At 72.5% G+C, this 13970-nt stretch carries 15 protein-coding genes; 9 read left to right on the top strand and 6 right to left on the bottom strand.

Annotated features, from left to right (window positions below; translation table 11 throughout):
* Window positions 1–26: 26 nt before the first annotated feature.
* From H291_RS0119180 to H291_RS0119170, 3 genes are all read right to left on the bottom strand, one after another.
* Entirely contained in the window at window positions 27–590 is a 564-nt protein-coding gene (locus H291_RS0119180) for a flavin reductase family protein (protein ID WP_020016636.1), read from the bottom strand.
* Window positions 587–1168 carry an NAD(P)H-dependent oxidoreductase gene (locus tag H291_RS30815; RefSeq protein WP_051109551.1) on the bottom strand — a complete coding sequence of 194 codons (582 nt, stop codon included), beginning with the start codon at window positions 1166–1168 and terminating at the stop codon, window positions 587–589. Before H291_RS30815 ends, H291_RS0119180 begins: the two co-directional genes overlap by 4 nt.
* Window positions 1169–1308: 140 nt before the next feature.
* On the bottom strand, window positions 1309–2532 hold the full coding sequence (locus H291_RS0119170; RefSeq protein ID WP_020016634.1) for an aminotransferase-like domain-containing protein: 1224 nt from the start codon (window positions 2530–2532) through the stop codon (window positions 1309–1311).
* A gap of 216 nt (window positions 2533–2748) precedes the next feature.
* Between H291_RS0119170 and H291_RS30810 the strand changes: the two genes are divergently transcribed.
* A complete protein-coding gene (locus tag H291_RS30810) occupies window positions 2749–4191 on the top strand; it encodes an FAD-binding oxidoreductase (protein ID WP_020016633.1) in 1443 nt (480 codons plus the stop codon).
* A gap of 116 nt (window positions 4192–4307) precedes the next feature.
* Here the strand turns inward: H291_RS30810 and H291_RS0119160 are convergent, their stop codons facing one another.
* The 3 genes from H291_RS0119160 to H291_RS0119150 form a co-directional block, all read right to left on the bottom strand.
* The gene (locus H291_RS0119160; RefSeq protein ID WP_020016632.1) at window positions 4308–5267 is read right to left on the bottom strand and encodes a glycosyl hydrolase family 18 protein; all 960 of its coding nucleotides are present in this window, start codon (window positions 5265–5267) and stop codon (window positions 4308–4310) included.
* Between the two features lie 301 nt (window positions 5268–5568).
* Window positions 5569–7017 (bottom strand): catalase, encoded by a 1449-nt coding sequence (locus tag H291_RS0119155; RefSeq protein WP_020016631.1) that lies wholly within the window; start codon window positions 7015–7017, stop codon window positions 5569–5571.
* Between the two features lie 73 nt (window positions 7018–7090).
* On the bottom strand, window positions 7091–7555 hold the full coding sequence (locus H291_RS0119150; protein WP_020016630.1) for a Fur family transcriptional regulator: 465 nt from the start codon (window positions 7553–7555) through the stop codon (window positions 7091–7093).
* A 334-nt stretch (window positions 7556–7889) separates the two neighbouring features.
* On the opposite strand from H291_RS0119150, the gene infC reads away from it, so the two are divergent.
* The 8 genes from infC (at window position 7890) to pheS (ending at window position 13970) form a co-directional block, all read left to right on the top strand.
* Window positions 7890–8873, top strand: a complete 984-nt coding sequence (infC, locus tag H291_RS0119145; RefSeq protein ID WP_232216114.1) for a translation initiation factor IF-3 — start codon at window positions 7890–7892, stop codon at window positions 8871–8873.
* Window positions 8874–8975: 102 nt separating this feature from the next.
* Entirely contained in the window at window positions 8976–9170 is a 195-nt protein-coding gene (gene rpmI / locus H291_RS0119140; protein ID WP_020016628.1) for a 50S ribosomal protein L35, read from the top strand.
* A gap of 68 nt (window positions 9171–9238) precedes the next feature.
* Window positions 9239–9622, top strand: a complete 384-nt coding sequence (rplT, locus tag H291_RS0119135) for a 50S ribosomal protein L20 (RefSeq protein WP_020016627.1) — start codon at window positions 9239–9241, stop codon at window positions 9620–9622.
* A 62-nt stretch (window positions 9623–9684) separates the two neighbouring features.
* Window positions 9685–10521 (top strand): TrmH family RNA methyltransferase, encoded by an 837-nt coding sequence (locus H291_RS0119130; protein WP_026365919.1) that lies wholly within the window; start codon window positions 9685–9687, stop codon window positions 10519–10521.
* A 44-nt stretch (window positions 10522–10565) separates the two neighbouring features.
* The gene (locus H291_RS0119125; protein WP_020016625.1) at window positions 10566–11129 is read left to right on the top strand and encodes a VanZ family protein; all 564 of its coding nucleotides are present in this window, start codon (window positions 10566–10568) and stop codon (window positions 11127–11129) included.
* A gap of 93 nt (window positions 11130–11222) precedes the next feature.
* Entirely contained in the window at window positions 11223–11672 is a 450-nt protein-coding gene (locus H291_RS0119120; RefSeq protein ID WP_020016624.1) for a spore germination protein GerW family protein, read from the top strand.
* 44 nt (window positions 11673–11716) lie between these two features.
* A complete protein-coding gene (thpR, locus tag H291_RS0119115) occupies window positions 11717–12313 on the top strand; it encodes an RNA 2',3'-cyclic phosphodiesterase (RefSeq protein ID WP_020016623.1) in 597 nt (198 codons plus the stop codon).
* Window positions 12314–12902: 589 nt separating this feature from the next.
* Complete coding sequence (gene pheS / locus H291_RS0119110) at window positions 12903–13970, top strand: phenylalanine--tRNA ligase subunit alpha (RefSeq protein ID WP_020016622.1); 1068 nt, start codon at window positions 12903–12905, stop codon at window positions 13968–13970.

Here is a 13970-nt window from a genome sequence, read left to right as displayed (position 1 = left end):
GGGCCGCCCGGCGGCCCCGCCCCCGGTCAGATCGCCGTGTCGTCGCCGATGCGGTGGTAGGCGCGGTTCTTGTAGACCAGCGGTGAGGCGGCGGGGTCGCGCTTGCCCTCGGTCAGGCTGGACGCCAGGGCGCGCAGGGAGACGAGGTAGCTGTCGCCGATCGGGGTGCGCTGCACCACCCGCGCCCGGAACCAGGAGACGGCGCCGTCGATGACGGGTTCGCCGGTGGGCAGGGGCGACCACCCGCCGTCGGCGAAGCGGTCGATGCCGCTGGTGGCGAAGCGGGCGGAGATGTGGTCCTGGTGTTCGGCGAGGAAGCTGACCGCGAGGGTGCTGGCCTCGGAGATGGCGGGCCACGACGAGGACGTCGAGGCCAGGGAGAAGGCCAGCAGCGGGGGCGCCGCCGACACCGAGATGACGGACGTCGCGGTGAAGCCGACGGGCCGGTCCTCGTGCAGCAGCGCCACGACGGCGACGCCGGCGGGGTGGTTGCGGAAGACGGTCTTGAACTCGTCGGGGCTGAGCTGGGGTTCGTCCTGCTGGGCCAAGAGCTCCTCCAGGGCGGACAGGTCGATGTTCTCGGCGGTCATCGCGCGACCTCCGCTCCGGCACCGACCGGGACGACGGCGGGGCTCGTCGCCCGGCGCAGCGGCTCGCCGGCCCGCTCCAGCCAGGCCTCGATCACCCCGTCCAGGTCGGCGAGCTGGGCCTCGGTGACGGTCAGCGAGCGGGCCGGCACCACGGCCCCGAGCTCGATGAGCACGGGCCGCAGGTGCACCTCCCCGGCCAGCGCGTGCCCGGGGTTGCCGGACACGACCAGCTGCACGGCGACGACGCCGGCGAGGCCGTCGTTGCCGTACAGGTCGAGGAACGACTTGAGCAGGCCGGTGTAGGCCGCCTTGTAGACGGGGGTGGCGATCACCGCGACGGTGGCGCCCGCGAGGCGCTCCTTGGCGGCGTCCGCCGTCGGGTGCTCGGTGGCCAGGATCTCGGCGGCGAACGTCGCCAGGTCGATGGTGGCGACGTCGTCGATGCCGAGGTGGGCGGCGACGGCGCGGGCGGCCGCCTCGGCGGCGCCCAGGGTGCGCGACCCGGGACGGGGGTTCCCGGAGACGACCACGACGGTGGGTACGGGCTGAGTGGTTGTCGGTGCGGTCGGTGACGTCATGGGAAGGCTCCTCGCAACGGGTTGAGCTGTCTGGTCGCGCGGTGGGCGGTTGACCGTGGGGAGGTATAGGCGGCAGATCCGGAGTTGACCAGGAGGAGGCCCGGACTTCTCACTATCCGGACCCGGACGTGGGCAGCGCGTCAGCCGAAGGCGCGCGCCAGCCGCTCGACGGCGGTGCGGAGCTCGTCGTCGGTGCGGTCGCCGTACGCGAGCCGGAGGCGGCGCGCGGAGTCGGTACCGGGTCCCGTCACGAAGAACTCACCCTGCTGGTAGTCGATTCCCTCGGCGCTCGCGCGGGCGTGCAGCGCGCGGGCGTCCACGGCGTCGTCGGTGATCCGCGGCCAGAGGAAGAACCCGCCCTCCGGCACCGTGGCGTCCAGCCGGCCGGGCAGCCGGGCCGCCAGCTCCGCGACCAGCAGCTCCGCGCGGTGCCGGTAGAGCTCGCGTGCCTCGGTGAGCGTGGCGTCGAACCAGCCGGGGCGGCTGACGAGCAGGTGCTCCACGAGGGTCTGGACGAACGTCGAGGAGTGCGAGTCCTGCCGGTTGCGCAGCCGCACGAAGGCGTCGACCAGGTGGTCGGGGAGCACCAGCCAGCCCAGGCGCAGGCCCGGGCCGAGCGTCTTGGTGAACGTGTTGACGTGCACCACGTGCTCCGAGCCGAAGAACACCTGCCGGCCCTGGTCGGTGCCCCCGAACCGCAGCTCCCGGTACGGGTCGTCCGCGATGACCACGAAGCCGTACCGCTCCGCCAGTTCCACCAGCGCGGCGCGCTTGGCCGCCGACAGCGTGCCCTGCGACGGGTTGTGGAAGTCCGGCACGGTGTACACGGCGGCGATGCGCTCGCCGTCCGCCAGGCGGCGGGCCAGGTGCTCGACGTCGAGCCCGTCCGCCTCGACCGGGACCGGCAGCGTGTCGGCGCCGACGAGCTCCAGGGTGCGCAGGAACAGCGGGTAGACCGGGTTGTCGACGGCGACCCGGCCGCCGCGCTCGACCAGGGCCTGCACCGTCAGCGAGAGGCCGTGCATGCCGCCGTTGGTGATCAGGATGCGGCGCGGGTCCACGCCCTCGCGTGCGGCGATCCAGCCGCGCAGCCCCTCGAAGCCGTGCGAGCCGGAGTACTGCAGGGCCGCGGCGGCGCCGTCGGCGTCCCAGACCTCGCCGAGCGACTCGCGCAGCTCGGCGAGCGGCAGCGCCGACGGGTCGGGGATCCCGCCCAGCAGGCGGATCGCGTCCGGCCGCGGGGAGAGCAGGCTCTGGTCGCCGAAGCCCTTCGGGACCGTCAGGCCCTGGGCCAGGGCGGCCGGGACCAGGGGGACCGGCGGCCGGGGCGAGATGTCCGGGGCGGCCGGGTCGGTGAGCGTCATGTCGTCTCCTCGGGGTTCGGTTGCGGGGTTCGGTTGCGGGGTTGGGTGGCGGGGTTGGGTGGCTCGGCGCGCAGGTATAAGCCATGCCCGGTCCGACGCCGGGGGAATTCGCCGAAGTTCTCAGTCCCTGGACGCCCTGCGGGCGCGGGCCGCTCAGGATCCGAGACGTCGGGGCGGATCGTTGACTCGCGGGGGAGCGACTCGTAGAACCGCGACATGTCGACCACCACGCCGCCCGCAGCGGGCTCCGACCAGGCCGTCCGCCCGACCGACCCGTCCGCGCTCGTCGCCGCCCTGCGCGAGCACCTCGCGCCGGCCGACGTGCTCACCGACCCCGCCGCCGTCGAGCCCTACCGCTCCGACGTCACCGGCCTGCGTGCCGTCCGGCCACCGGCCGTCGTCGTCGTGCCGCGCACGGTCGAGCAGGTCCAGGCCGTCGCCCGGGCGGCGACCGCGCACGGCGTGCCGCTCGTGGTGCGCGGCGCGGGCACCGGGCTGGCGGGCGCTGCGGCGGCGCCGGCGGGCGGCATCGTCCTGTCCACCGAGGGCCTCGCCGGTATCCGGATCGACGCGGACGACCACGTCGCCGTCGTCGGCCCCGGCGCGATCACCGACCACGTGGACCTCGCCGCGCGTGAGCACGGGCTCATGTACGCCCCGGACCCGGCGTCGTCCCAGATCTCGACGATCGGCGGCAACATCGCCACCAACGCGGGCGGCCTGCGCTGCGTCAAGTACGGCGTGACCCGCGAGTCGGTGCTGGCGCTCGACGTGGTGCTGGCCGACGGCACGCTGCTGCGCACCGGGCACCGCAGCGTCAAGGGCGTGACCGGCTACGACCTGGTGAGCCTGATCGTGGGCAGCGAGGGCACGCTCGGGATCGTCGTCGGCGCCACGCTGCGGCTCCTGCCCGCGCCCACGCACGTGCGCACACTCGTGGTCTCCGTGCCGAGCCTGCCCGACGCCGGCCGCGCCGTCGGGGCCGTGACCGGCTCGGGCGTGCGGCCTTCCACGGTCGAGCTGCTCAACGCCGCGACGCTGGAGAACATCGACGCGCACAGCGGCACCGACCTCGTGGACCGGCACGGCGGCGGCCTGGTGCTGGTCCGCACCGACGGGCCCGGCGCGGACGCCGAGATCACGGCGCTCGCGGACGCGCTGTCGGCCGCGGGCCTCGCCGCCCAGGTGCTCGACGACGCCGAGGGCGAGCGCTACTACGAGCTGCGCCGCACGGGCCGCGGCCACCGCACCGACCTGTGGTCGGTCGGCGAGGACGTCGCGGTGCCGCGCTCGGCGCTGGTGCCCGTCCTGGAGGCGATCGAGGAGATCGGCCGGCGGTTCGACGTCGAGGTGACCGCCGTCGCGCACGCCGGCGACGGCAACCTGCACCCCGGCCTGAGCACGCCGCGCCGGCACGGGGAGACCGAACCGCCGGCCCGGCTGCACGAGGCCGCGGACGCCCTGGTCCGCGCCGCGCTCGCGCACGGCGGCACGATCAGCGGGGAGCACGGCGTCGGGATCGCCAAGCGGCGCTGGCTCGCCGACGAGCTCGGCGCCGAGCAGGTCGCCCTGCAGCGCGCGATCAAGGCCGTCCTCGACCCCGCGGGCATCCTCGCCCCGGGCGGCTTCCTGGCCGACGACGGGGTCGCCCCGCGCTGATCCGTTTCCCGGACGCTCGCTACGCTCCGCCGCTGATCAGGACGGTCGGTAGAAGGTCAGGTGGTCGGCAGCCCGGGCTGCCGACCACCTGACCTTCTACCGACCACGCGACGTCGTCAGGAACCCACCACGTCCCGTACGTGCGAGAACCAGGACGCCCGGCCGCCGCCGTCGTACCCCACGGAGTTGAAGTACTCCCAGCCGAAGACGCCGCCGAAGTCCGGGTGCGCCGCGACCAGGGAGCCGACCGTGGCGTCGAACGTGGGCCAGTCCACGTAGCCGCTGCAGTTGCCGGGGTTGGTGACGGTGCCGGCCACCACGCGGTCCGGCGTGAAGCCGTTCGCGAGGATCTGGTCGTAGACCGTGGTGGTGCGCAGGTCGCCCCAGCCGCAGTAGAACTGCGTGTTGTACCAGTCGATGCGGTCGCCGGCCTGGCGCTCCAGCTCGGCGTAGGAGAAGCCGCCGGAGAAGCTCGTCCGGCCGGCCATGTCGGTCGCCACCGGCGTCAGGGTCACGATGAAGTCCGGGCCGAAGTCCGCGCGCAGTGCGTCGATCAGGTGCACCGTGTCCGCCAGGGAGAACGTCTCCTCGATGTCGAGGTCCACGCCGTCCAGGTCGTAGGTGCGCAGGAAGTCGCGGAGCACCGGGTAGTACCGGTCGAAGTCCTCGCGCAGGTAGCGGTACGTGCCCGGTGCGGCCCCGCCGAGGAACGCGCTGATCGTGACGCCCTGGTCCTGCATGGTGGCCAGGTCGTCCCACATGACGCCGAGCTCGGCGTGGTCGGCCGGGATGTCGTTGACCGTGAGCGACGTGTCGGAGTTCAGGTGGATCGCGCCCACGTTCACGTCGGTGACCGAGCCGAGCAGCGGCTTGGGGTCGACGTACCGGCGCACGCCGTCCGACCCGGTCTCGTAGATCGTCTGGTAGAAGGCCAGGACCCGGTGGGAGGCGGCGGCCGGGGCCTGCGCCTGTTCCGGGGCGGGGTCCGGCGCGGAGGCGGCGGGGCCGGCGGCCGCGGTCAGTGCCAGCAGGCCGGCCGCGAGGGCGGCGCCGATTCGGACGAGCGAGCGGGGCATGGTCGGCTCCCTTGTTCTCGGTGCGGTTCTCGGTGCGGTGGGCATCTCGGACGGCGCCGAAGCGCTGTGGAGCACCTCGGGACGCTATCCGCCGCCGCCACGGCCGGACAAGGACCACCGGTGATCCCGGTGGAAATCCCTCATACCGCGGGCTGAGTCACGTTCAGCAGGCCGCGGGCGGCCGGAACCAGCCCGTTTCCGGTCGCCTCCGGCCTGCTGAACACGACTCAGCGAGTGACCCCGGGGAACGGCCGAGGCCGGGCTCCCCAGGGGAGCCCGGCCTCGGTTGCGTGCTGCTGGATCAGGCCGCGACGGCCGCGCGCAGCTTGGCGCCCAGCTCGGCGTCCACGTTCGTCCAGTACTGGAAGAAGCGCTCACGGATCTCGTCGATCGTGATCGACTGGCCCTGGCCGGTCAGGGTCTCCAGCAGACGGGCCTTGGCGCCGTCGTCGTAGACCTCGCGGTAGAGCGTGCCCGGCTGGACGAAGTCGCCGTCCTCGCTGTGCAGCGTGGCCGCGGTGCGGACCAGCTCACCGTCCTGCGCCCAGGAGCCGTCGTGCCCGCGGGCCGGGTCGGCCACGGGGCCACCGAACGAGTTCGGCGCGTAGTTGGGCGTGCCCACCTCGTTGAAGTGGTGGCGCTGCGAGCCGTCCTGCGAGTAGTTGTGCACCGGAGCCGCGTGCGGCTGGTTGACCGGCACCGACTGGTAGTTGGTGCCCACGCGGTAGCGCTGCGCGTCCGGGTAGGAGAACACGCGGGCCATCAGCATCTTGTCGGGCGAGATGTCCGTGCCCGGGACCTGGTTGGCCGGGGACAGCGCGATCTGCTCGATCTCCGCGAAGTGGTTCTTCGGGTTCCGGTTCAGCGTGAAGTGGCCGAAGTGGATCAGCGGGTAGTCCGCGTGCGGCCAGACCTTGGTCAGGTCGAACGGGTTGAACCGGTAGGTCTTCGCGTCGTCGTACGGCATGACCTGGACCTTGATGTCCCAGACCGGGTTGTCGCCGCGCTCGATGGCCTCGTAGAGGTCGCGACGGTAGTAGTCCGCGTCGGCGCCGGCGATCTTCTCGCCCTCCTCCGGGCTGAGGAACTTCACGCCCTGGCGGGAGATGAAGTGGTACTTGACCCAGAACTTCTCGCCCGCGTCGTTCGTCCACAGGTAGGTGTGCGAGCCGTAGCCGTTCAGCTCGCGCCACGAGGCCGGCAGGCCGCGGTCGCCCATGAGGTAGGTGACCTGGTGCGCCGACTCCGGCGACAGGGTCCAGAAGTCCCACTGCATGTCGGCGTCGCGCAGGCCCGACCAGGGGAGGCGCTTCTGCGAGTGGATGAAGTCCGGGAACTTGATCGCGTCGCGGATGAAGAAGACCGGCGTGTTGTTGCCGACGATGTCGAGGTTGCCCTCGGTCGTGTAGAAGCGCAGCGCGAAACCGCGCACGTCGCGCCAGGTGTCGGGGGAGCCCATCTCGCCGGCCACGGACGAGAAGCGCAGCGCGACCTCGCCCTTGGCGCCCGGCTGGAAGGCCGCCGCACGCGTGTACCGCGACACGTCACCGGTGATCTCCCACTCGCCGAAGGCGCCACCGCCCTTGGCGTGCACGATCCGCTCCGGGATGCGCTCGCGGTTGAACTGCGCGAGCTTCTCGACCAGGTAGCGGTCGTGGAGGACCGTGGCGCCGTCGGCGCCGACGGTCAGCGAGTGTGCGTCACTGGCGACCGGGGTACCGGTCTGCGTGGTGGTGTAGGGAGTAGTCATTCAGACGTGCCTTCCTCTGCTGCTGCTTGCGGGGGTTCTTGCGGGGTTCCAGCGGGGCTGGAAGGTCTTGCGGTCAGGGCTGCGCGGTGGGGTCGGCACCGGAGCCTTGGTCGCGGCAGTCGGGACACAGCCCCCAGTACGTCACCTCGGCGGTCTCGACCACGAAGCCGTGGTCGTCGCTCGGGGTGAGGCAGGGCGCGTGGCCCACCGTGCAGTCCACGTCGCCGATGGCGCCGCAGCTGCGGCAGACGATGTGGTGGTGGTTGTCGCCGGTGCGGCGCTCGTAGCGGGCGGGGTGCCCGGCGGGCTCGATGCGGCGCAGGAGCCCGGCGTCGGTCAGTGCGTGCAGGACGTCGTAGACCGCCTGCACGGACACCGTGCCGAGCTCGGCGCGGACCGAGCCCAGCACGGCGTCGGCCGTGGCGTGCTGGTTCTCGCCCACCGCGCGCAGCGCCGCCACCCGGGCGGCGGTCACGCGCAGGCCGGCGCCGCGGAGGAGGTCCTCGGGCGTCGCGGCGGCTGGGGCGGTGGACGTCATGGACCCGAGCCTAGGCCCTAAACTGGAATCATTCCAGTTGAGCCGGGCAACAGGTTTCGCCCGGTGGAATGTGAGGCGGCCCACCTCACACCGGCCCGCCTGGCAAGTGGTCTCCTCCTGCTGGTACCGTGTAGGCACGACCGACCCGGTGTGAGCCGGGTGCGCAAAGTGGATTCCATCCCACCCGAGTCACGACAGCGCATCGCAAGATGCCGACAGAGTCCGGGTCCTTGGTCGGGTACGAAGGTCCGGCGGTGCTGTTGCCGGAGCAGCGTGTCCTTTCCTCGTGATGGCCTCCACCTGTGTTCAGGGCGGGGGCCATTTCCCGTTCCTGGTGGTCGATCAACGACTTCCAAGGAGCATCACCATCACCGAGCCTCGCATCAACGACCGGATCCGTGTCCCCGAGGTCCGTCTCATCGGTCCTGGCGGGGAGCAGGTCGGCGTGGTTGCCACGGCGGTCGCCCTGAAGCTCGCCCAGGACGCTGACCTCGACCTCGTCGAGGTCGCGCCGGACGCCCGCCCGCCCGTCGCCAAGCTCATGGACTTCGGCAAGTTCAAGTACGAGTCCGACATGAAGGCGCGGGAAGCCCGGCGCAACCAGGCGAACACGGTCCTCAAGGAGATCCGGTTCCGCCTCAAGATCGACCCGCACGACTACGGCACCAAGAAGGGCCACGTCGAGCGGTTCCTCTCGGCCGGCGACAAGGTCAAGGTCATGATCATGTTCCGTGGTCGCGAGCAGTCGCGCCCGGAGATGGGTCGTCGCCTGCTGGAGCGCCTGGCGGAGGACGTGGCCGATCTCGGTTTCGTCGAGTCCATGCCCAAGCAGGACGGCCGAAACATGACCATGGTCCTCGGGCCGGTCAAGAAGAAGGCTGACGCCAAGGTCGAGCAGCGCAAGCGCGCTACGGAGATCAACGCGGGCCGGATGACCAAGTCGGAGGCCAAGGCGCAGGCCCGTGCGGCCGAGGCGCCCGAGGGCGACGAGCTCGCCGAGGACCAGGTCACCGAGGCCGTCGAGGCCCCCGTCGAGGAGTCGGCCGCAGTCGTCGCGCCGGAGCCCGTCGAGGAGCCCGCGGTCGAGGAGCCGGTCGTCGAGGAAGCCGTCGTCGAGCCGGAGCCCGAGCCCGAGCCGGTCGCGGAGGCCCCCGCCCCGGCGGAGGCGCCGAAGCCGGCAGCGAAGCCCGCGGCCAAGGCTGCCTCGAAGCCGGCAGCGAAGCCCGCCGCCAAGGCAGCTCCGAAGCCGGCCCCGGCCCCCAAGCCGGTGCCGAAGCCCGTGGCCCCCAAGCCGCGAGCACCACGCAACGCCGGCTGAGGCCAGGTCCCCAAGACCACCACGACACCGGGCCGGCTTACCGGCCCAGGTAAACGTCGCCGTTCCAGCAACGGTCGACCGACATGAGGAGAGACGGCAGTCATGCCGAAGAACAAGACGCACTCCGGCTCCAAGAAGCGGTTCCGGGTCACGGGTAGCGGCAAGGTCATGCGCGAGCAGACCAACGCCCGCCACTACCTCGAGCACAAGTCCAGCCGTCGTACGCGTCGTCTGGCCGTGGACCAGGTCGTTGCACCGGCCGACGTCAAGAAGATCAAGAAGCTGCTCGGTAAGTGACCCCCGTGGCGCGCGCCTGACGTGCGCCGCCAGGAACCCTTCCAGCCCGAAGTAACAAGGAGTCTCACGTGGCACGCGTGAAGCGGGCAGTAAATGCCCAGAAGAAGCGCCGTACGACCCTCGAGCGCGCCGCCGGTTACCGCGGCCAGCGCTCGCGCCTCTACCGGAAGGCGAAGGAGCAGGTCACCCACTCGCTCGTCTACGCCTACCGTGACCGGAAGGTGCGCAAGGGCGACTTCCGCAAGCTGTGGATCCAGCGCATCAACGCTGCGTCCCGCGCGCAGGGTCTGACCTACAACCGCCTCATCCAGGGCCTCAAGGCCGCTGGTGTCGAGGTCGACCGCCGCATGCTCGCCGAGCTCGCGGTCAACGACGTGGCCGCGTTCAACGCCCTCGTCCAGGTCGCCAAGGACGCGCTGCCGGCGGACGTCAACGCCCCGGCCGCTGCCTGAGGTTGAGCATCTCACCGGACGCCCGGACAGTGTCCTCCTCGGAGGCCTCCGCGCCGCTTGACGTGACGCTCGCGAATCCGCGAGCCGACCGGGTCAAGCAGGTGCGGGCACTGGCCGGGCGTTCGGCGCGCTCCCGGCACGGCCAGTTCCTGGTCGAGGGGCCGCAGAGCGTCCGGGAGGCGGTGCGGCACGCCGCGTCGTCGGTCCGGGACGTCTACCTGACGCCCGCTGCGGCGGCGCGCTACGCCGAGATCGTCGACGACGCCCGCGCCGCCGGCCTGTACCTGCACGTCGGCGCGCCCGAGGTGCTCGACGCGATGAGTGCCGACGCCCAGGGCGTGCTCGCCGTCGTGCGTTCCAGCGCGCCCTCGCTCGCCGACGCCCTGGCCGCGCGCGCTCCGGAGCGGGCCGGCCGGCCCCTGCTCGTGGCGGTGCTCGCCACCGTCCGCGACCCCGGGAACGCCGGGACGGTCATCCGCGCCGCGGACGCCGCCGGGGCCGACCTCGTGGTCCTCGCCGGCGAGAGCGTCGACGTGCACAACCCCAAGGTGGTGCGCTCGACCGCCGGATCCCTCTTCCACCTGCCCGTCGTCACGGGGCTCCCGCTGGATGCCGCCCTGACGGAGCTGCGCGGCATGGGCTGCCAGGTCCTCGCCGCCGACGGCACGGGGCCGCTCGACCTGGACGACCTGCTCGACGACGCCGGGAGCGGCACCGCCCCGGACCTCGCCGGGCCGACCGCCTGGGTGTTCGGCAACGAGGCCTGGGGCCTGCCCGAGGCCGACCGGGACCTGGCCGACGCCGTGGTGCGCGTGCCGATCCGGGGGCGCGCCGAGTCGCTCAACCTGGCGACGGCGGCGACGGTCTGCCTGTACGCGAGCAGCAGGGCGCAGCGCTGAGGCTGCCGGACGCCGCCTCCGACGTGTGGGGCGCGTGGGGTCACGTGCTGCGGCCCGCCGTGGTGGGCCTGCTGGTCGCCGTCCTGGCGATCCGCCTGCTCGTCCGGGTCCGCCGCCTGCGCGGCGTGCCGCACTCGCGCGCGTGGCGGCACTCCGTGGCCGAGGTCGGCATGGTGGCCGGCACGGCGCCGTGGCTGTGGATGATCCTCACGCCCCAGCCGGGAGAGGGTGGGCTCTCGCTCGTCCCGATCCAGGACCTCGCGGCCCAGTTCTCAGGCGCGACGTCGTCGGCCGTGGTCCAGGTAGGCGGCAATCTGCTCGTGCTGGCGGCGCTCGGCTTCTTCCTGCCGGTCCGGTTCTCGCTGGTGTCCATGCCTGGCAGGTTCGGTATGCCGGCCGGGCCTGGTGTGCCGGCCAGGCCCCGTGGTCGCACCGCGGCCGTGCTGCTCCGGGTCGGCGGTGTGCTCGCGGCGGTGGCCGTGACCGTCGAGGTGCTCCAGTACGTGCTGGGGCTCGGCCGGGTCACCTCCGTGGACGACGTGCTGGTGAACGTCGCCGGTGGCCTGCTGGCGGCGCTGTGCTCCCGCAGGTGGTGGGCCGCGGGCTGACCGCGCGCACCGCGCGGGCCGGGCGAGCGGGTGACAAATGCTCCTGCTGTATCGCCCCGGCGGACGGTCCCCTACGGTGATCGCATGAGGTACATGCCTGATCTGAACCGCATCAGTGAGGCCCTGACCGAGGCGTTCGGCGTCCGGCAGGTGTACGGCGAGCCGATCGAGCGCGAGGGGACCCTCGTGATCCCGGCCGCGCGCGTGGCGACCGGCGGCGGCTCCGGCGCCGGAGGCGGCACCGAGCCGGGTGGCCACCACGCCCGGGCCGATGACGTCGAGGGCGACGCCGCGCCGGGTACCGACGCCGGGACCGATCCCGAGGCAGGCGACGAGCCGCGCGCCCTCGGCGAGGGTGGTGGTGGCGGGTTCGGCTTCGGCCGGCGCGCCGAGCCCGCGGGCGCGCTCGTCGTCGACGACGAGGGTGTGCGCTGGGTGCCTGCCGTCGACGTGAACCGGATCGTGCTCGGGGGCCAGATCGCGTTCGTGCTCGCGGCCGCCGCGGTCGCGTGGGCCCTGACGCGCCGTCGTCGTCGCCGGTGAGAAATGGCTCCCCGGAGCGCGGGGAGCGCCCCTAGGATCGTCGGGTGCGGTTGTTCACGGCGGTCATCCCGCCCCAGAGCGTCCTTGACCATCTCGGGCTCGCCATCGACGGCGTGCCGGCATCTCCGCGGTGGGTACCCCGGGAGAGCCTGCACATCACGCTCGCCTTCTACGCCGACCTCCCCGAGGGGACGGTCCCGGAGCTGCGCGACGATCTGTCCGACGTCGCGCGCAAGCACGGGCCGATCGACCTGCGGCTGCGCGGTGCGGGCTCGTTCGGCGCCCGCGTCCTGTGGATCGGCGTCGACGGCGGCACGGCCGAGCTGAAGGACCTGGCGACCGACTGCCTCGCGGCCTCGCCCCGCGAGGTGCCCGACGATGTGAAGCCGCACCGGGCGCACGTGACCATCGCCCGCGCGCGGGCCGGTCAGGTGAAGCCGCCGCGCGGACGCGACCGTTGGGGCAAGCGTGCGGGTGCCGAGCCGAGGTCGGCCCTGGAACCCGCTGCCCAGGCGCTCTCCGTGTACGCCGGTCCGGGCTGGACCGCCGACTCCTTCGCCCTCCTGGAGTCCCACCCGGGGGAGGGGCCGCAGGGCGGTCCGCGCTACGAGATCGTCCAGACCTGGTCGCTCGAGGGCTGAACGCGCGGGTGCTGACCTGCCCGGGGCCGTCGAGCCTCGCCTCCGTGGCCGGGACCAGGGCCGCCCCGACCACGGAGACATGACTGCCCGAAGTGCCGGTGAGCGGTGCGGCGGGCGCGCCAGGGAAGGGGCCGGTGTACCGGCCGACGCGCCTTGCTCGCTCCCACCAGACTCGAACATGTGTTCCACCGTAACGCACCGATTCGCGATACGCCACCGCATGCTGCCAACAAGAATCAATAGGTATCGATCGAGTTCAAAGACGTAAATCGGGCAGTGCGCTATCGACGGGTGGTGCGAGGCTACGCCCGCCCACCGACACCCATAAAAAGTGTGCCAAGCGTGACCGCGCCACCCCACATACACGTTGCCCGGTTTCGCCGAAGCATGGAATGATCACGGCATGCAGCCACTCACCCGCCGATTTATGCGGCCCGCCACGGGCCGTGCGGCGAGCGCTGCGCGCGGGCACTGAGCTGCCCTGTGGACAACGCGTCCTGAGCCCTGGCGGGCACCTAGACTTCACATGCCGGTACGGCTGCCCGAGCAGGGGAGCGGGCCGGCTCCCGAATCCGCCAGGAAGGCAAGCATGTCCACGCCCGAAGAGAAGGCACCCATCGATCCGCTCGACGAGGCGGCACTCGACGCCGCGGTCAAGACCGCTCTCGACGACATCGCCAAGGCCGGCGACCTCGACGCGCTGAAGGCCGTCCGCACGCAGCACACGGGCGACCGCAGCGCCCTGGCCCTCGCCAACCGGGGGATCGGCGCGCTGCCCGGTCCCGACAAGGCGAAGGCCGGCAAGCTCGTCGGCCCGCGCCGCGGCCGGATCAACCAGGCGATCGCCACCCGCCAGTCGGAGCTCGAGGCCGACCGCGACGCGCGAGTGCTGCTGGAGGAGACGGTCGACGTGACCCTCCCCGTGCAGCGCACGACGACCGGCGCGCGGCACCCGATCGAGCTGGTCCAGGAGCGCATCGCCGACTTCTTCGTGGGCCTCGGCTGGGAGATCGCCGACGGCCCCGAGGTCGAGGCCGAGTGGTTCAACTTCGACGCCCTGAACTTCGGACCGGACCACCCGGCCCGCCAGATGCAGGACACGTTCTACGTCGCGGGCCAGGACGGTGCCGACTCGAACCTCGTGCTGCGCACCCACACCTCCCCGGTCCAGGCGCGCTCCCTGCTCGAGCGCGGCGTGCCGCTGTACATCGCCTGCCCCGGCCGGACGTTCCGCACGGACGCGCTGGACCAGACGCACACTCCGGTGTTCCACCAGGTCGAGGGCCTCGCCGTCGACAAGGGCCTGACCATGGCCAACCTCGTGGGCACGCTGGACGCCTTCGCCCGGGCCATGTTCGGCCCCGAGGCCCGCACGCGCCTGCGCCCGGCGTTCTTCCCGTTCACCGAGCCGTCCGCCGAGATGGACCTGTGGTTCCCGCAGAAGAAGGGCGGGGCCGGCTGGATCGAGTGGGGTGGCTGCGGCATGGTCAACCCGAACGTGCTGCGCGCCGCGGGCGTGGACCCCGACGAGTACACGGGCTTCGCGTTCGGCATGGGCATCGAGCGCACGCTCATGCTGCGCCACTCGATCGCGGACATGCACGACATCGTGGAGGGCGACGTGCGCTTCTCCACCCAGTTCGGGACGGAGATCTGA

Source organism: Promicromonospora sukumoe 327MFSha3.1 (assembly GCF_000385135.1).
Taxonomy (GTDB): domain Bacteria; phylum Actinomycetota; class Actinomycetes; order Actinomycetales; family Cellulomonadaceae; genus Promicromonospora; species Promicromonospora sukumoe_B.
The sequence above is the reverse complement of the archived record's forward strand: the minus strand, read 5'-3'. Positions and strand labels throughout refer to the sequence as shown.